This is a genomic window from Streptomyces sp. CB01635 (assembly GCF_002803065.1).
GTDB lineage: Bacteria > Actinomycetota > Actinomycetes > Streptomycetales > Streptomycetaceae > Streptomyces.
This window is the reverse complement of record NZ_NNBL01000001.1, coordinates 670,625-687,518: the sequence shown is the minus strand read 5'-3', so window position 1 is coordinate 687,518 and position 16,894 is coordinate 670,625. Positions and strand designations below refer to the sequence as shown.

Here is a 16,894-nt window from a genome sequence, read left to right as displayed (position 1 = left end):
GCAGTGCCGCGGGCCCGTCGCTGCGGGGCCGCGGCACGTGAAGGCTGCGCGTGCGCCCTCAGGCGAGCTTCGCCGTGAGGGTGATCGTGGTGCCGGTGAGCGCCTGGCTCACCGGGCAGTTCTTCTTGGCGTCCTCGGCCGCCGCGGCGAATCCGGCCTCGTCGAGCCCTGGCACCGTGCCCTCGACCGTGAGGTGAATGCCGGTGATGCCCTCGCCCGGCTGGAACGTGACGTCCGCGGACGTGACGAGCTTGGTGGGCGGGTTGCCGCCGGTCGCCAGACCATTGGACAGGGCCATCGAGAAACAGCTGGAGTGCGCGGCGGCGATCAGCTCCTCCGGGCTGGTCTTGCCGTTGGCCTGCTCGGCGCGGGAGGCCCAGGACACGGCCTGCTGGCCGATGCCGGACGAGTCGAAGGTGACGAGGCCGCTCCCCTTGAGCAGATCGCCTTCCCACACGGTGTGCGCGGAGCGCGTGGTAGCCACGGTGATTCCCTTCAGTCGGGTGCCCGTTGGGGCGTTGGGGCGTTGGGCACCATCCGACCACACCCGGACCGCTTATGGCCGGAATGCGCACGGGGCAGGGGTCAGTCGGTGGCGTCGGCGGCGGTGCGCTTCTTGCGGGCCGCCATCCACGCGTAGACGAGGACTCCGGCGAAGAGGAACAGGACGCCCTGGTAGACGGCCGCGTATCCGGCGCCGCCGACCAGCCACAGCGAGAAGCCGAACGCGGCGAGGGCGAGCACCAGGTCGCGGGCCAGGCGCGGGCCGCTGACGCGGTGGCCCTGTCCGGACAGCAGGAAGTAGATCTGGGCGGCGGTCGCGAGGAGGTAGGGGACGGTCGCGGTGAACGTGGTGACGAGGACGAGCGTCTCGAAGACCCCGGCCGAGCCCGCCGTGTAGTTGTAGACGGTCAGGAGCGAGGCGAGGGTGACGGCGACGAGGACGCCGGCCGTCGGGATGCCGCGCTTCTTCTTGGTGAACACCGCGGGGAACAGGCCGTCCTTGGCGGCGGCGTACGGGGTCTGGGCGCTCAGGAGCGTCCAGCCGTTCAGGGCGCCGAGCATGGAGACGAGCGCGGCGACGGCTACGGCGGTGCCGCCCCAGGTGCCGCCGAACATGGCGTTGACGGCGTCGGAGAAGGGCGCGCTGGAGTCGACGAGCCGGTCGTGGGCGACGGTCCCGAAGACGGCGAGGGTGCACAGCAGGTAGAGGAGGGCGGCGAGGCCGGTGCCGAGGACGGTGGCGCGGCCCACGTTGCGCTCGGGGTCGCGGACCTCGCCGGCGCTGACCGAGGCGGACTCGACGCCGAGGTAGCTGAAGAGCAGGATCGCTGCGGACGCGGAGACGGCGCCGAGCGAGGAGTCGCCGCTCGCCCGGAACGGTCCGAGGTTGTCGGCGTGGAAGAAGAACAGGCCGCCGACGGCGACGAGGAGCAGCGGCGCGAACTTCAGGACGGTCGACACGAGCTGCACCGCGCCGACGTAGCGGGTCCCCGCGAGGTTGGCGAGGGCGGGCAGCCACTGGACGGTGAGCGCGGCGACGATGGTCCAGAACGTGGAGCCGTGGATGGGCAGGAGCACGTCGAGGTAGCCGACGGCGGCCACGGCGAGCGCCGCGTTCGACACCCAGGTGGTGATCCAGTACGACCAGGAGGCCAGGAACCCGGCGAAGTCGCCGAACGCCTCGCGCGCGTAGACGTAGGGTCCGCCGGTCTGCGGATGCCGGTGGGCGAGGCGGCCGAAGACGAGCGCGAGCGCGATGGCTCCGACGGTCAGGACGCCGAACGCGACGAGGCTGATGGTGCCGAAGGGGGCGACGGAGGCCGGGAGCAGGAAGATGCCGCCGCCGATGATGTTGCCCATCACGAGGGCGGTGGCGATGGGGAGCCCGAAGCGGCGGGCGTGCTTGCTGGAGAGCTCTTCGTGCTGCGGGGCCGGAGCCGGCTTCGTCACGGTTCCGGTGTGGGGCATGGGGTGGTGCGCCTCTCTCGTGCGGGCGCCGACCGGGATCGCCGGGCGACGTCCCATGGTCGGTCCCCGGCACACATCGTTCAAAATCAGGACGATTTGTCCTGTGGAGTGACCGTCGCGACCGTAAATGATGCGTCTGGGGCGGGCTCGTGCCGCGATTTGTCCAGCGGGACCTGAGGGCCGCAGCCCTCGCGCAGCCAGCGGCGGAGCACGTGGTGGACCTGCTGGGCGCCCACCAGTTCGGCGCCCTCGGCGACCGGCGGCGAGAAGGCCTCCGGGGCGAGCAGGAACGCGTGTCCCTGGGCGCCGCCGAGGCCTCCGTGGGAGCCGATCTGCTCCTCGAAGGCAAGCACTTCGCCCTCGGCCGGGTCGTACCAGGAGTTCACCATGATGTCGGCGGTGTGGGGGAAGGAGTCGGTGCGGCGGACGGCGTCGGCGGCGTGCACGCCGAAGTCGGCCAGGGGCCCGGGGCGGTCGTCGAGGTCGGCCAGGGGGATCTCGGCGCCGCGCGCGCCGAGGACGACGGCGCCGTGCTCCTCGCTGCGCACCAGCAGGAAGCCGATGCCGGGGTGGTTGGCGAGGGTCGTCAGGAGCGCCGGGTGGCGGGCGTCGATCTCCTCCTTGCTCATGCGGTGCGGCACGTCGGGAAAGGAGACCAGGCCGAGGTTGCCGGAGGCGAGGACGATCGGCTCGGAGCGGCGCGACGCGGGGCGGTCCTTCTCGCCGCCCTCCTCGACGGGCCGGCGCAGCGCCGCCCTGACGGCGGATCGGGCCTCGGCGCCGCTGTATGTGCGCCGGGCCCGGCGCGGCACGGGCAGGCCGCAGCCCGCCCGGACGAGGTCCTGGAGGCCGAGCCCGTAGCGGGCGCGGAACGTCTCGCCGGGGCTCTGCCCGTGGTCGGACAGGACGACGATCCGGTACCGGCGCGGGGCGTGCTCGGCGACCTTCGCGATCAGCGCGAGGGAGCGGTCGAGGCGTGTGAGGACCTTCTCGGCGTCGCGGCTGACCGGCCCGGAGTGGTGGGCGACCTCGTCGTACGCGACGAGGTCCGCGTAGACCGCGCTGCGGCCCGCGAGCATGTCGCCGATGACCGCGGCGACGACGACGTCCCGCTCCACGACGGTCGCGAAGGCGCGGATGAACGGGTAGAGCCCGCCGCGGCCGACGCGGGGGCGCTGCCGGGTCAGGCGGGCCCGGGTGGACTGGCCGATCTCGCGGCCGACCTCGGCGACGAAGGACAGGGCGGTGCGCACGGCGTTCGCCGGGTCGCTGAAGTACGCGAAGTAGCCGGCGCGCGAGCGGTTCTCCTTGCCGCGGCGGGCCGCGACGGACAGCACGAGGGCGACCTGTTCGGCGCCTCCGCTGAAGAGGTTGCCGCGGCTGGCGCCGTCCAGGGTGAGCAGGCCGCCGTCGCCGGTGTGCTCGATGGCGCGGCGCTGGAGTTCGGCGGCGCTGGTGGGCCGGTTGGAGACCTGGACCTCGCGGGTGTCCTTCTCGTACCAGCGGAACGCGGGCACGTCGTAGTTGCTGCCGTGCAGGATGCCGAGCTGGCTGGCGCCCGTCTGGCTGGACCAGTCGGTGCGCCAGGGCGTGAGGCGGTGGGTGCCGGCGCCGAGCCAGGCGCCGACGGTGGGCATCACGTCCTGGTTCACGGCGTCGCGCAGAACGTCGTGGCCGACGCCGTCGAGCTGGAGGAAGACGGTGCCGGGGGTGGACGGTCCCGCTCCGGCGCTCCCCCTGCGGCGACGCCGGTCGGCGAGGCGGTACAGGCGGCGGCGGTAGGCGTCGTCGTCGCGTACGGCGAGGGCTCCCCCGGTGGCGGACGCCACCGCGGACATCACGGCGGCGACCACGACGGCGGTCTCGGGGTTCGCCTCGCCCCGGCCGTCGGGGACGATGGCCAGGGCGAAGAGCAGCAGTCCGCCGTTGAGGAAGAAGACGACGAGGCCGAGGACGAGCGCGGGCACCAGGAGCAGAGCGCGCACGAGAAGCGGCCACACCAGCACGGACAGGACGGCGAAGGCCCCCGCGCCGAGCGCGGCCGTGACGCCGATGCGGGTGGCACTGTCGCCGTTGTCCGACTGGAGCTTGAAGTCCGGCAGGATCCCGGCGAGCACGAGCATCGTGACGGTGCTGACCGCCCACACCGCGATCGACCGCCAGCACATGCTGGCGAACCGCCGCCAACGCCCCTCGCCCACGCCTCGCTCACCCTCTCGTCGTCACGTCGTCGACCCCGCGCCAAGCGTGTCATATGAGCGCGATACGTCCGGGTTCTCCCCTGACTGCGAACACAGGTGCCCGGCGCGGGGCGGCGCGGGACGACCGCGGTGCCGGCTCAGCAGCCGTCGTAACCGGCCGTCGGCATCGACATCCGCCGGTGGACGCGCTTCTTCATCTCCGCGTTGTACGACGGCTCGGCGAGGCCCGCGGTCTCCAGGCGGACACCGCGGCGCTCGCACTCGGCCGTGAACTCGTCGACCGAGCGCAGCGCGGCCCGCAGGACCCGGTCGCTCGGGGCGACGAACAGGTCGACGAGGCCCGCGTCGACGTCCGCCCACAGCACGTCGTGGTCGGAGCGCAGTGAGTGGACGAGGAGTTCTCTGGTCACGACGTAGCCCCGGTCGGCGGCCCAGCGGGCGCACATCGCGTGCTGGCCGCGCGAGTCCACGAGGAAGGGGTCGGCGTCCAGCTCCTCCAGCGGCGTCAGGCTGGCGATCGCCGTGACGCGGACCGCGCCGGCCGCGGTCTCTCCCGCCGTTTCACCCATGGTGTCCCCCTCACCTCCGGTTTCCCGACGACCCTACTCCTGCCCGTAGGCTCGGGGGAGTCGCACGGAGGAGGTCCTGGAGGTGCCGGTGGAGATCACCTGGTGGGGTCACGCCACCTGCACGGTCGAGGACTCGGGGATCCGCGTGCTGACCGACCCGCTCTTCACGCGCCGCCTCGCCCATCTGCGCCGGCGCCGCGGGGCGCCCCCACCGCCCGAGGCCGCCGTCGCCGACGTCGCGCTCGTCTCTCATCTGCACGCCGACCATCTGCACGTCCCGTCCCTGGCCCGGCTCGCGCCCGGCACCCGGGTCCTGCTCCCGCGAGGCGCCCGGCGCGCGGTGCCCGGCCTGCGCAGGCTCACGCATCTGCGGCTCACGGAGGTCGAGCCGGGTACCCGCGTGGAGGTGGGCGACCTCGTCGTACGCGCCGTGCCCGCGTCGCACGACGGGCGGCGCATCCCGGTGGGGCCGCACCGCTCCCCCGCGCTCGGGTTCGTGGTGAGCGGCGAGGCCCGTACCTACTTCGCGGGCGACACCGGGCTCTTCGACTCCATGGCGGAGGCGGTGGGCGAGGTGGATGTGGCGCTCCTGCCGGTCGGGGGGTGGGGGCCCTGTCTCGGGCCGCACCATCTGGACGCGGGCCGCGCCGCCGAGGCGCTCGCCCGGATCGCGCCGCGCAGCGCCGTGCCGGTGCACTACGGGACGTACTGGCCGATCGGCATGGACGCGGTGCGACCGCATGAATTCCACGCGCCGGGCGAGGAGTTCGTGCGGCGCTCCGCCCAGCTGGCGCCCGAGGTGACGGTGCATCTGCTCGGTCACGGCGAGAGTGTGCGGCCGGAGGTCGCCAGGTGAATCCGGTCAGTGGCGCGGGCCACGAGCTGCTCGCCGCCGCGGTGACACACGCGCCGCCGGAGTCCACCCAACAGGCGGTCGGATACCCGTCGCTGTTCCTGCTGATCATGATCGGGGCGCTCGTGCCGGTCATCCCCACGGGGGCGCTCGTCAGCTCGGCGGCCGTGGTCGCCTTCCATCAGACGGCGCCGTTCTCACTGCTCCTGGTGTTCGGTGTCTCCGCGTTCGCCGCGTTCCTCGGCGATGTCGCGCTGTACTGGCTGGGGCAGCGCGGCATGGATTCGAGGAACGGGTCGAAGTGGCTGGCCGCGATCCGCGACCGGGCGCCCGAGGAGCGGCTCGCGCAGGCGCAGGACAAACTCGCCGACCACGGGGTGATGGTGCTCGTCCTGTCCCGGCTCGTGCCCGCCGGGCGCATCCCCGTGATGCTGGCGTGCCTGATGGCGAGGATGCCGCTGCGGCAGTTCGCGCGCGGGGACGTCCCGGCGTGCCTGGCCTGGGCCGTGACGTATCAGCTCATCGGCATCCTCGGCGGCTCCCTGTTCAGTGAGCCGTGGGAGGGCGTCGTGGCGGCGGTGGGCCTCACGCTGGTGATCAGCGCGGCGCCCGCCGTGTGGCGGCGGGCGCGCGGGGGCCGCTCAGACGGTCAGCACGCGTGAGGCGCCGACCGGCAGGTCCCACAGGTCCTTGCGCGCAAGTCCCGCCTTCTGCCAGGCGGCCCGTACGCGCGTGAGGGGTTCGAGGACCGGCTCGGCCGAGAGCAGGAACGTGGCCCAGTGCATGGGCGCCATACGGCGCGCGCCCACGTCCTGCGCGGCCTGCACCGCATCCTCCGGATCGCAGTGGACGTCCTTCAGCCACCAGCGCGGCTCGTAGGCGCCGATGGGCAGGAGCGCCAGGTCGATGCCGGGGTAGCGGCTGCCGATCTCCGAGAACCAGTGGCCGTATCCGGTGTCCCCCGCGAAGTAGACCCGCTGTCCCTCCAGGTCGGTGAGGACCCAACCGCCCCACAGTGTGCGGCAGGTGTCGATGAGGCTGCGCTTGGACCAGTGATGCGCCGGGACGAAGTCGAAGCGCACGCCGTCCAGTTCCGCCGCCTCCCACCAGTCGAGCTCCGTGACGCGGGTGAAGCGGCGGCGGGTGAACCAGCGGCCGAGTCCGGCGGGGACGAACACGGGTGTGTCCCTCGGGAGCCTTTTGAGGGTGGGGGCGTCCAGGTGGTCGTAGTGGTTGTGGCTGATGACGACGGCGTCGACGGGCGACAGGGCGCTCCAGGCGATGCCGGGCGGGGTGACGCGGGCCGGGGTGCCGAGGATCTTGCGGGACCAGACCGGGTCGGTGAGCACGGTGAGGCCGCCTATGCGCAGCACCCAACTGGCGTGCCCCGCCCAGCTGACGGCGACGGTACGGGCGTCCACGGTCGGCAGCGGTCCCGGCTCGAACGGCAGGGCGGCGATCTCGTGCAGGGCGTCCGGCGGCGGACGCAGCGCGCCCTCCCTGGCGAACCGGGCGAAGGCGCGCAGTCCGGGCAGCGGCGCCGTCAGGCGGTCGGCGAACGACTTGGGCCACATACGTCCCCCGCCGAGCGGCTTCGGCTCGGCGGGGGGTAGGAAGGACGCGGGGGCATCAGCTCGCTGTGCCGTCGACTCGGACTGCTGCGTCATCGAGGACTCTCCCATCCCTTGACGTCGGCCCTGAGATCGTCGAGAGCCGATTCCAACATGCTCAACGCCCGCTGTACGTGCGGCAATTCCAGAGGTTCCGGCGCGGTGAGAGACGTCATGCGCTCCTGCGGGGTTGAGCCGAGGAAGGGGCTGGTGGACAGGCGTACCCGCAGCGCGGCGAGGTTGTCGCCGAAGCGGTGGCCGCCGGGGGTGGGCATGCCGAGCCGCTCGGAGAGTCGGTCCTCCAGGTCCTGGGCGTCGCCGACGCCGCGGGCGGCGAGCGCGGGGCGCAGCCGGTCCAGGTCCGCGTACAGCTGGCGGCCGGCTTCGGGCGGCCGGGCGAGTCCGCCGGAGAGGAGCACCGCGCGGTGCACGGCGGCGGCCACGCGCGCGTGGAGCGCGGTCGTGGCGCGCAGGCGCTCGGTGATCCCGGCGGGCTCGCCGAGCGCGTACGTCGCGGCCGCCGCGGCGGGGGCCGGGAGGACCGCGCCGAGCGCGGTGAGGATGTCCAGGACGCGGGCGCGCAGCGCGGCTCCGCGCGCGGTGGCGGGGAAGCGGGCGACGGCCGCGGGCAGGCCGGGCGGCAGGTAGGCGCCGGTGAGGTCGGTGACGACGGTGACGTGCTCGGGCAGCATCTCGGCGGGGCCGATCAGGACGGTGGCGCGGGCCGGGTCGTGGTGCAGGGTGTCGCGCCAGGTCTCGTCGCTGACGATGTGCAGGCCCTCCTGCGCGGCGGCCTCGACCGCCTCGTGCAGGATCTCGGGCGGCGGCACGGTCCCGGTCGGGTCGTCGGCGACGGACAGGACGAGGAGCCGCGGGTCGCCGCCCTCGGCGCGGACGCGGCGTGCGGTTTCGAGTAGGGCGTACGGATCGGGGACGCCGCCGCACTCGGCGGGCGTCGCCACGTGGAAGACGGACCGGCCGAGGAGCCGTGCCTGGGGCTCCCACCAGGCCGGGCAGGGCCGGGGCAGCAGCACGTCGCCGCCGATCGCGGCGGTCAGCGCGAGGAGCAGGGGTACGCCGCCGGGCGCGGCCGCGGTGCCGCCCGGTTCGGTGGGGAGTCCGCGGCGCTGCCAGTAGCCGCAGGCGGCGTCGAGGAGGGAGGGGGAGCCGCCGGGCGGTTCCGGGGCTGCCGGGTCCGCGGCGGCGGCCGTGGCGGCCAGCTCGGGCAGGACGGGAAGGCCGTCGTCCGGCAGCGGCGGCCCGTACCGGACGGGCCCGTGCCCCTCCAGGATCCCGTGGTCGTTCCCCCGCATGTGCCACCTCCACGCGCTGCCAGTCCGCACTGCCGGGACCTCATGGGCACCTCATACCCTCCCCAGCCTCTCCCGAGCCGCACGCTCGCGCGCGGCCTGCACGGGAGGGACGGTGGCCGCGCCCCGGGAGCGGGAGCACGTGGGAATGCGGCGAGGGGAGGGTCGCGCGGAGCTGGGCCGAGTGGGTGACGGGGCGCCGACGGGGGCGGCGCCGGTCACCCCGCGCGCGTCCGTTACCCCCGCGCCCGCTCCACCCTGCGCTCGTCCCAGACTGGCTCGTCGGACTCGCGCAGCCGGCCGTCGCTGCCGAAGACGAGGTAGCGGTCGAAGGAGCGCGCGAACCAGCGGTCGTGCGTGACGGCGAGGACGGTGCCGTCGAACGCCTCCAGGCCCTCCTGGAGCGCCTCGGCGGACTCCAGGTCGAGGTTGTCCGTCGGCTCGTCGAGGAGGAGCGCCGTCACTCCGGCCAGTTCGAGCAGCAGGATCTGGAAGCGGGCCTGCTGGCCGCCCGAGAGCCGCTCGAACTTCTGCTCGGCCTGGGCCGTCAGCTCGTAGCGCCGCAGCCGTCCCATCGCCGCGCCGCGGTCCTTGGCGTGGTCGAGCCAGAGGATGTCGAGCAGGGTGCGGCCCTGGAGCTCGGGGTGGGCGTGGGTCTGGGCGAAGTGGCCGGGCACGACGCGCGCGCCGAGCCTCCACTCCCCCGTGTGCGCGACCGTGTCGTCGGGGTTCCCGGCCAGCAGGCGCAGGAAGTGCGACTTGCCCGAACCGTTCGAGCCGAGGACCGCGACCCGCTCGCCGTAGAAGACCTCCAGGTCGAACGGTTGCATGAGGCCGGTCAGCTCAAGGCCCTTGCAGGTGATGGCCCGCACCCCGGTGCGGCCGCCGTGCAGGCGCATGGTGATGTCCTGCTCGCGCGGCGGCTCCGGCGGGGGTCCCGCCTCCTCGAACTTGCGCAGGCGGGTCTGCGCCGCCGCGTAGCGGGACGCCATCTCGTGGCTGACCGCGGCCGCCTGCCGCAGGTTGAGGACGAGCTTCTTCAGCTGGGCGTGCTTCTCGTCCCAGCGCCTGCGCAGCTCCTCGAAGCGTGCGAACCGCTCGCGCCGCGCCTCGTGGTACGTCGCGAAGCCGGCGCCGTGCACCCAGGCGTCGGCGCCGGCGGGGCCCGGCTCGACGCTGACGATCTTCTCGGCGGAGCGGGCGAGCAGCTCCCGGTCGTGGGAGACGAACAGGACCGTCTTGCGGGTCTCGCGCAGCTTCTCCTCCAGCCAGCGCTTACCGGGCACGTCGAGATAGTTGTCCGGCTCGTCGAGGAGGAGGACCTCATCGGTGCCGCGCAGCAGCGCTTCGAGGACGAGTCGTTTCTGCTCGCCGCCGGAGAGCGTGCGGACCTCGCGGAACTGGGCCGTGTCGTACGGGATGCCGAGGGCGGCCGTGGTGCACATGTCCCAGACCGTCTCGGCCTCGTAGCCGCGCACCTCGGCCCAGTCGGACAGGGCCTGCGCGTACTCGAGCTGCGCCGCCTCGTCGTCGACGGTCATGATCAGGTGCTCGGCCTTGTCGACGGCCTTCGCCGCCTCCCTGATCCGCGGGGTCGCGACCGACACGAGCAGGTCGCGCACGGTCGTCTCGTCGCGCACCGAGCCGACGAACTGCGACATGACGCCGAGCCCTCCGCCGACGGTGACGGTGCCGCCGTGCGGCTTCAGCTCGCCGGAGATCAGCTTGAGGAGCGTCGTCTTTCCCGCGCCGTTCGGCCCCACGAGGGCGACCACGGAGCCCTCCCCGACCCGGAAGGAGACATCACCGAGCAGCGCCCGCCCGTCCGGCAAGTAGTACTCGAGGTGCGCGGCTTCCAGATGTCCCATGGTCCGCATTGTGGGCGCCCGGCCGGGTGAGGAGCAAAACGATTTCGGCACGCCCCGGGGTGCGGGGCCCCACGGCGGGTACAGGTGCGCAATGTGCGCTGACCTCGACCATCTGACGACCTGGCGGACCGCGCCCCCTGCGGGCCCCGGCCTGCGCGGCCGACTCGCTGCCCTTGACCTGCGCGTTTTCGAGTATGCGGCGCGCCGGCACTGGCCGGGCGGCGACCGTGTCCTGCCCCGGCTGAGCCGCAGTGCGAACCATGGGGTGCTGTGGTTCGCGGTGGCGGGCGCGCTGGCGGTGGGCGGTTCACCGAAGGCCCGCCGCGCGGCCGTGCGCGGGGTCGCCTCGCTCGCGGTGGCGTCCGCGACGATCAACACGCTCGGCAAGCGTTCGGTGCGCAGGCCGCGGCCCGTACTCGACCCGGTGCCGCTGGTGCGGCGCCTGAAGCGGCAGCCGGTCACGACGTCGTTCCCGTCCGGGCATGCGGCGTCGGCGGCCGCGTTCGCCGCGGGCGTCGCGCTGGAGTCCCGCCCGCTGGGCGCGCTGGTGGCGCCCCTCGCCTTCTCCGTCGCCGCGTCCCGTGTCTATACGGGCGCGCACTTCCCGGGCGACGTCCTCGCGGGCGCCGCGCTCGGGGCGGGCGCGGCCTTCGCGGTACGGGGTCTCGTGCCGACCCGCGACCAGATGCCGTCGCCGGGCCGGCCGCTGGTGGACGACGTGCCGAAGTTGCCGGGCGGGGAGGGCCTGGTGATGGTGGTCAACACCGGTGCGGGCAGTCCGGACCAGGCGCGGACGCTGCGCGGCCTGCTGCCGCACGCCGAGATCGTCGAGGCCGAGGGGTCCGATCTGCCGGCCGCGCTGGAGAAGGCGGCGACCCGGGCGCGGGCGCTCGGGGTGTGCGGCGGGGACGGCACCGTGAACACGGCGGCGGGCGTCGCCCTGCGCCACGGCCTGCCGCTCGCCGTGCTTCCGGGCGGCACGCTCAACCACTTCGCGTACGACCTGGGGATCGAGGACCCGGGTGATCTGTCGCGGGCCGTGGAGGCGGGCGACGCCGTGGCGGTCGACGTCGGCCGCTTCCGGTCGTCGGCCACCTCCGGGATCTTCCTCAACACCTTCAGCCTGGGCGTGTACCCGGAGCTGGTGAAGGAGCGCGAGCGCTGGTCGCGGCGGATCGGCGGCCGGCTCGCCGACGTGGTGGCCGCCACGCACGTGCTGCGCCGCGACCACCCTCTGCAGGCCGAACTGGACGGTACACGGCGGCCGCTGTGGATGGTGTTCGCCGGGAACTGCACGTATCGCCGGATGGGGCTCACAGCGGGCCGGCGCGCGGACCTCGCGGACGGCCTGCTCGACGTGCGGGTGGTGCACGGCGGCCGACTGCCGGGCGTACGACTCCTTGCGGCGGCGTTCGCGGGGCCGCTGTCCCGCTCCCCGTTCCACGCCGCGGTCCGGCGCACTCGGCTGCGCATGGACCACATCAGTCCCGGCACGCCACTGGCCTTCGACGGTGAAGTCGGGTCGTGCGGACGGGAGTTGACCATCGACAAACAGCACGAGGCACTGCGGGTCTACCGGCCGCTGACCATACTGTGACACGTCCGAGCGAGTCCACATCATGAGATGAGCATCTCAACATTCGGAGGACCGGCGTACGGTGAGCCCACTGGGTTCACCGCTCACCGATCTTGCGAAGGGGTCCACCATGCCGAAGGAGACCGCTGTCTACACGCACGGCCACCACGAGTCCGTGCTGCGCTCCCACACCTGGCGCACCGCCGCCAACTCGGCGGCGTATCTGCTCGGTTCGCTGAAGCCGCACATGAAGATCCTGGACATCGGGTGCGGCCCGGGGACCATCACCGCCGACCTGGCGGCGCTGGTCCCCGAGGGACACGTCACCGGCGTGGACCAGGCCGAGGGGATCCTCGACCAGGCCCGGGCGACGGCGGCCGAACGCGGCCTGACCAACGTCGACTTCGCGACCGCCGACGTCCACGCACTGGACTACCCGGACGACACGTTCTGCGTCGTGCACGCCCACCAGGTGCTCCAGCACGTCGGCGACCCGGTGCAGGCCCTGCGTGAGATGCGCCGGGTCACCAAGCCCACCGGGTTCATCGCCGTCCGCGATTCGGACTACGCGGCCATGACCTGGTACCCGAACGCGCCGGCCATGGACGACTGGCTGGACCTGTACCGGCGGGTCGCCCGCGCCAACGGCGGCGAGCCGGACGCGGGCCGACGCCTCAAGTCCTGGGCGCTGGAAGCCGGTTTCGACGCGGTGGACATCAACTCATCATCCTCCACCTGGTGTTATGCCACACCGGACGAGATCGAGTGGTGGAGCGGCCTGTGGGCGGACCGCACCCTCGCCTCCGCGTACGCCGGGCGCGCGACGGAGAGCGGCCACGCGACGACCGGACAGCTGGAAGCGATCTCCGAGGCGTGGCGGACCTGGGGGAAGCAGCCCGACGCCTGGTTCTCGGTGCTGCACGGCGAGATCCTGTGCCGCAAGACGGATCGCGAGGGCGCTGCGAGCTGAGCCGAGCGATGCGGGGCCCGTGCCGCCGGCCTCCGGTGACACGGGCCCCGCCGCCCGCCCATGACCGATCCCCGGAAACGATCACGCATCCGCGCGTGGGCAACTACGCTCACCGCTATGGAGATCCTGGGAACCACGCTGCGTATCTGCGTCGAGGACCTGGAGTCCTCGGTCGCGTTCTACGAACGGCTCGCGGGCAGCCGGGCCCTGCGCTTCGAGCGCGGCGGGGTCTCCGTCGCGGCGGTCGGCTGCTTCCTCCTGATGAGCGGGCCGAAGGAGGAGATCGACGTCCTGCGCAAGGTCTCGGCGACGATCGCCGTCCCGAACGTCGACGAGGCGCACGCCGTCCTCAGCGCGTCCGGCGCACGCGTCCTCGCCGGGCCGGTCCCGACGCCCGCCGGCCGCAATCTGATCGCGATGCACCCGGACGGCTCTGTCTTCGAGTACGCCGACCGGCAGGGCCAGGCCCAGGCATAGCGCGAGGCCGCGGGCCCGTCCCCGTATCCTCGCCCCGGCAGGCGGGAGCGAGGACGGTGGACATGGCGGGCAGCGACGGTGACGGCGGGGAGACCCGGGAGGCCGGGGAATCCGTGAAGAGGGGCGGCGCCCGGCCGCCGCTCGGCTCGCGCGCGCGAGACGCGATCCGGCAGCGCATCATCGACCGGCGCTACCCGCAGGGCTCCCGGCTCGTCGAGCGCGAGGTCGCCGAAGAGCTGCAGATGTCGCGCGTCCCGGTGCGGGAGGCGCTCCGCTCGCTCGTCACCGAGGGCCTGCTCGAACTTCTGCCGCACAGCGGGGTACGCGTACGGCGGCTGGCGCGGGCCGACGTGGAGCATCTCTACGAGGTGTGGGAGCCGCTGGCCGTACAGGCGTCCCGGCTCGCGGCCCGGCGCGTTGCGCGGGCCGCGCCGCAGGAGCCGGAAGGGCTCGGCGCGCTGCGCGGGACGCTGGACGTGGCGGAGCGCGCGGCCGCGGCGGACGAGGGGGCGCGCGAGGTTGCCGCGCACACCGCTTTCCACGAGGGCATCGTGACCCTGTCCGGGAACCCGCTCCTTGCGCGCACCATGGAACAGCTCGGCTGGCAGCTGCAGCTGCTGTTCGGCCTGCGCGAGGAACCCGCCCATATGCGGGCGCAGCATGCGGTGATCTTCCGGCACATCGTCGCGGGCGACGAGGAGACCGCCGCGGCGAGCACGCTGCTGCACGTGCGCGACAGCCGGTCGGTGGCCCTGCGCTCGCTCTTCGGTGACGAGGGCGATGACGGCCGGGGGGACGGCCACAGCGACGGCCACGACGACGCCACTTTGTATACCAACCTCTATTAGATTCCGCTCCGGTTGACCAGGATTCGGGCATAACATGCAGGTCAGACGCGAGCGGAATCATCCCCTCCTTGCCCGCTCCCCCATCTTGGTATACAAAATGTCGGGCCAACCGATCCCTCCCGTCATCCGCCGAGGAGCCCCGCATGTGCGTCGAGAACTGCCCCCCGCCGTCGAACCGGCTGACCCGCCGAGGCGTACTCGCGGGTGCCGCCGCACTCGCGGGCACCACCGCCGCCCTCGCCGCCGCGCCCGGCGCGTCCGCCGCCGCCCCGATGACCCGCGCGTCCGCCACCCGCTCCGGAATCGCCCCCCGCGGCGGTGACCTCGTCATCGACGGCGGCACGCTCCTCGACCCCGCGACGGGTGACGTCACCGAGGACTCCGTCGTCGTCATCCGTGACGGCGTCGTCCGCGCGGCCGGCCCCCGGGCCCGCGTCGACGTCCCCAAGGGCGCCACCGTCCTCGACGCGCACGGCCAGTGGGTCCTGCCGGGGCTCGTCGACTCGCACATCCACCTGAACACCGCCGCCGAGGCCGCCAAGACCCTCGCGCTCGGCGCCACCACCGCGCGCAGCGGCTCGACGAACTTCTACCAGGACATCGCCGTCCGCGAGCTCTCCCGGCAGGCCCCGGGCCTGGCCCCCAGACTGCGCGCGTCCGGCGTCTTCGTCACCCCCGACCTCGGTGACACGATCCTCGCGGACCCCGACCTCACCCCGCTCGCCCGCCTCAAGGGCGGCGTCACCTCGACCGAGGCGCTGCGCCGCGTCGTCGAGGTCAACCTGGCCCGTGGTGTCGACACCGTCAAGACGCGCGTGAACCCGCGCGCCGGCCTGGCCGAGCAGGACCCGCTGGAGCAGGTCTACAGCCGCGAGCAGCTCTCCACGATCGTCGCCACCGCCCGCCGCGGCGGCAAGGACGTCCTGTGCCACAGCTACAGCGAGAAGGGCTGCCACGACGCCGTCATGGCCGGCGTCAAGTCCGTCGAGCACGGCGCGTTCATCAGTGAGCGGACCCTGCACGAGATGCGCCGCCGTGATACGTACTTCACGCCCACGATGGTCGCGATCGGCGGCATGATCGGCGACCCCGACCCGATTCTCGACGAGCGCGGCCGCACCTACCTGCCGAAGCTCAAGGCCGCCGCGAAGCTCGCCCACGAACTGGGCGTGGGCCTGGTGTCCGGCACGGACTCGTCGGGCGGCTCGGTCGAGCCGATCGGCGCCGAGATCGAGATGATGCACTCGGCCGGTCTGTCCGCGCTCGACGCGATCCGCACCGCGACCACCAACGCGGCCCGTCTTCTCGGCTTCGAGGGCCAGGTGGGCCGTCTCGCGCGCGGTTACGCGGGCGACGCGATCCTGCTGTCCGGCAATCCGCTCGCCGACGTATCGGTGCTGAAGAAGCCGGTGCGCGTGGTGCGGGCGGGTGTTGCCGTATGAGCGCCGTCGTCTTCAGGAACGTACGCCCGCTCGGTGCGGCGGAGGCCGTGGACCTCGCGGTCGTCGACGGGGTGATCGTCGACGCTCCCGCGCCCGAGGGTGCCGAGATCGTCGACTGCGGCGGCCGGATCGCGCTGCCGACCCTGGTGGACGCGCACATCCACCCCGACAAGACCGCGTGGGGCGAGCCCTGGGTGTCGCGTAAGCCCGCGTCGGGGATCGCCGAATTCGCCGCCGCGGACGCCGAGTTGTACCGCTCGCAGACCACGCCCCTCAAGGACCGCGCCCAGCGCCTGATGGCGCACGCGGTCACCCGGGGCACCCGTGCGATGCGGGCCCATGTCGATGTCGCGCCCGCTTTCGGCCTTGCCGGAGTCGAGGGTGTCGGCGCCGCGTGTGAGGCGCTGCGGGACGCGGTCGACGTGCAGATCGTCGCGTTCCCGCAGCACGGCGTCCTGCGGGCGCCCGGCACCGCGGAGCTCCTGGAGGAGGCGGCCCGCACCGGTGGCATCGACATCGTGGGCGGCATCGACCCGATCGGCTTCGACGAGGCGCTCGACGCCCAGCTCGACCTGGTCTTCGGGATCGCCGACCGGCACGGCGTGGGCGTCGACATCCACCTCCACGACCGGTCCGTCCCCGGCCTGACCGCGGTGCACGCGATCATCGACCGGACCAGGGCGCTGTCCCTCCAGGGCAAGGTCAGCATCAGTCACGCGTTCTGCGTGCCCGGCCTCGAAGGGGTCGCACTCGACCGCATGGGCGCGGAGTTGGCGGACGCGGGGATCTCCCTGACGACCGTGGCGCCGTCGCGGCCGCTGGTCCTGCCCACACGCCGGCTGCGCGAGCTCGGGGTGCGGGTCGGGCTCGGCTCGGACGGGGTGCGCGACTCGTGGAGTCCGTTCGGCAACGCCGACATGCTGCACCGGGCGCATCTGCTCGCCCGGGCCCAAGGGGCGCGCCTGGACGAGGAGTTGGCCGACGCCTTCCGCGTCGCCGCCGATGACGGCGCCCGTGTCGTTGTCGGCCTCCCCCACCTGGATCTGTCCCCCGGCTCGCCGGCCGACTTCTTCCTGGTGCGCGGCGAGTGCCTGCCCCAGGTCGTGGTGGACCTGCCCGCGCGGGACCTGGTGGTCAGGGCGGGCCGGGTCGTGGCCAGGGACGGCGAGCTGCTGCTCCCCTGACCACACACGCCGCCG

At 73.4% G+C, this 16,894-nt stretch carries 15 protein-coding genes; 8 read left to right on the top strand and 7 right to left on the bottom strand.

The features are described from left to right. Nucleotides 1-58 precede the first annotated feature (58 nt). The 4 genes from CG723_RS02930 to CG723_RS02915 form a co-directional block, all read right to left on the bottom strand. Complete coding sequence (locus CG723_RS02930) at nt 59-484, bottom strand: OsmC family peroxiredoxin (RefSeq protein ID WP_100591555.1); 426 nt, start codon at nt 482-484, stop codon at nt 59-61. 101 nt (nt 485-585) lie between these two features. Then, complete coding sequence (locus CG723_RS02925) at nt 586-1,971, bottom strand: amino acid permease (RefSeq protein WP_100591554.1); 1,386 nt, start codon at nt 1,969-1,971, stop codon at nt 586-588. Between the two features lie 86 nt (nt 1,972-2,057). Beyond that, entirely contained in the window at nt 2,058-4,139 is a 2,082-nt protein-coding gene (locus tag CG723_RS02920; RefSeq protein WP_100591810.1) for a phage holin family protein, read from the bottom strand. Nucleotides 4,140-4,309: 170 nt separating this feature from the next. Beyond that, nucleotides 4,310-4,741, bottom strand: a complete 432-nt coding sequence (locus CG723_RS02915) for a hypothetical protein (protein WP_100591553.1) — start codon at nt 4,739-4,741, stop codon at nt 4,310-4,312. Between the two features lie 82 nt (nt 4,742-4,823). On the opposite strand from CG723_RS02915, the gene CG723_RS02910 reads away from it, so the two are divergent. Together CG723_RS02910 and CG723_RS02905 are read left to right on the top strand one after the other, a co-directional pair. After that, nucleotides 4,824-5,597 (top strand): MBL fold metallo-hydrolase, encoded by a 774-nt coding sequence (locus CG723_RS02910; protein WP_100591552.1) that lies wholly within the window; start codon nt 4,824-4,826, stop codon nt 5,595-5,597. Further along, on the top strand, nt 5,594-6,256 hold the full coding sequence (locus tag CG723_RS02905) for a DedA family protein (protein WP_442802511.1): 663 nt from the start codon (nt 5,594-5,596) through the stop codon (nt 6,254-6,256). The genes CG723_RS02910 and CG723_RS02905 overlap by 4 nt, the downstream gene beginning before the upstream one ends. Here CG723_RS02905 and CG723_RS02900 read toward each other — a convergent pair. From CG723_RS02900 to CG723_RS02890, 3 genes are all read right to left on the bottom strand, one after another. Continuing rightward, nucleotides 6,236-7,261, bottom strand: coding sequence for an MBL fold metallo-hydrolase (locus CG723_RS02900; protein ID WP_199841637.1), 1,026 nt, complete (start codon nt 7,259-7,261; stop codon nt 6,236-6,238). The two genes, CG723_RS02905 and CG723_RS02900, sit on opposite strands and share 21 nt — an antisense overlap. After that, entirely contained in the window at nt 7,258-8,517 is a 1,260-nt protein-coding gene (locus CG723_RS02895; protein ID WP_100591550.1) for an aminotransferase class I/II-fold pyridoxal phosphate-dependent enzyme, read from the bottom strand. The genes CG723_RS02900 and CG723_RS02895 overlap by 4 nt, the downstream gene beginning before the upstream one ends. 233 nt (nt 8,518-8,750) lie before the next feature. After that, nucleotides 8,751-10,382 (bottom strand): ATP-binding cassette domain-containing protein, encoded by a 1,632-nt coding sequence (locus CG723_RS02890; protein WP_100591549.1) that lies wholly within the window; start codon nt 10,380-10,382, stop codon nt 8,751-8,753. Between the two features lie 91 nt (nt 10,383-10,473). Between CG723_RS02890 and CG723_RS02885 the strand changes: the two genes are divergently transcribed. The 6 genes from CG723_RS02885 to CG723_RS02860 all read left to right on the top strand — a co-directional run bounded on the left by CG723_RS02885 (nt 10,474) and on the right by CG723_RS02860 (nt 16,879). After that, nucleotides 10,474-11,979 carry a bifunctional phosphatase PAP2/diacylglycerol kinase family protein gene (locus CG723_RS02885; protein ID WP_100591548.1) on the top strand — a complete coding sequence of 502 codons (1,506 nt, stop codon included), beginning with the start codon at nt 10,474-10,476 and terminating at the stop codon, nt 11,977-11,979. Nucleotides 11,980-12,088: 109 nt separating this feature from the next. After that, nucleotides 12,089-12,928, top strand: a complete 840-nt coding sequence (locus tag CG723_RS02880; protein WP_100591808.1) for a class I SAM-dependent methyltransferase — start codon at nt 12,089-12,091, stop codon at nt 12,926-12,928. Between the two features lie 117 nt (nt 12,929-13,045). Further along, the gene (locus CG723_RS02875) at nt 13,046-13,405 is read left to right on the top strand and encodes a VOC family protein (RefSeq protein WP_100591547.1); all 360 of its coding nucleotides are present in this window, start codon (nt 13,046-13,048) and stop codon (nt 13,403-13,405) included. A gap of 62 nt (nt 13,406-13,467) precedes the next feature. Beyond that, on the top strand, nt 13,468-14,253 hold the full coding sequence (locus tag CG723_RS02870) for a GntR family transcriptional regulator (RefSeq protein ID WP_100591807.1): 786 nt from the start codon (nt 13,468-13,470) through the stop codon (nt 14,251-14,253). 143 nt (nt 14,254-14,396) lie between these two features. Beyond that, nucleotides 14,397-15,695 carry an amidohydrolase family protein gene (locus CG723_RS02865; protein WP_100591546.1) on the top strand — a complete coding sequence of 433 codons (1,299 nt, stop codon included), beginning with the start codon at nt 14,397-14,399 and terminating at the stop codon, nt 15,693-15,695. Further along, on the top strand, nt 15,644-16,879 hold the full coding sequence (locus CG723_RS02860) for an amidohydrolase (protein WP_442802518.1): 1,236 nt from the start codon (nt 15,644-15,646) through the stop codon (nt 16,877-16,879). Before CG723_RS02865 ends, CG723_RS02860 begins: the two co-directional genes overlap by 52 nt. Nucleotides 16,880-16,894 lie beyond the last annotated feature (15 nt).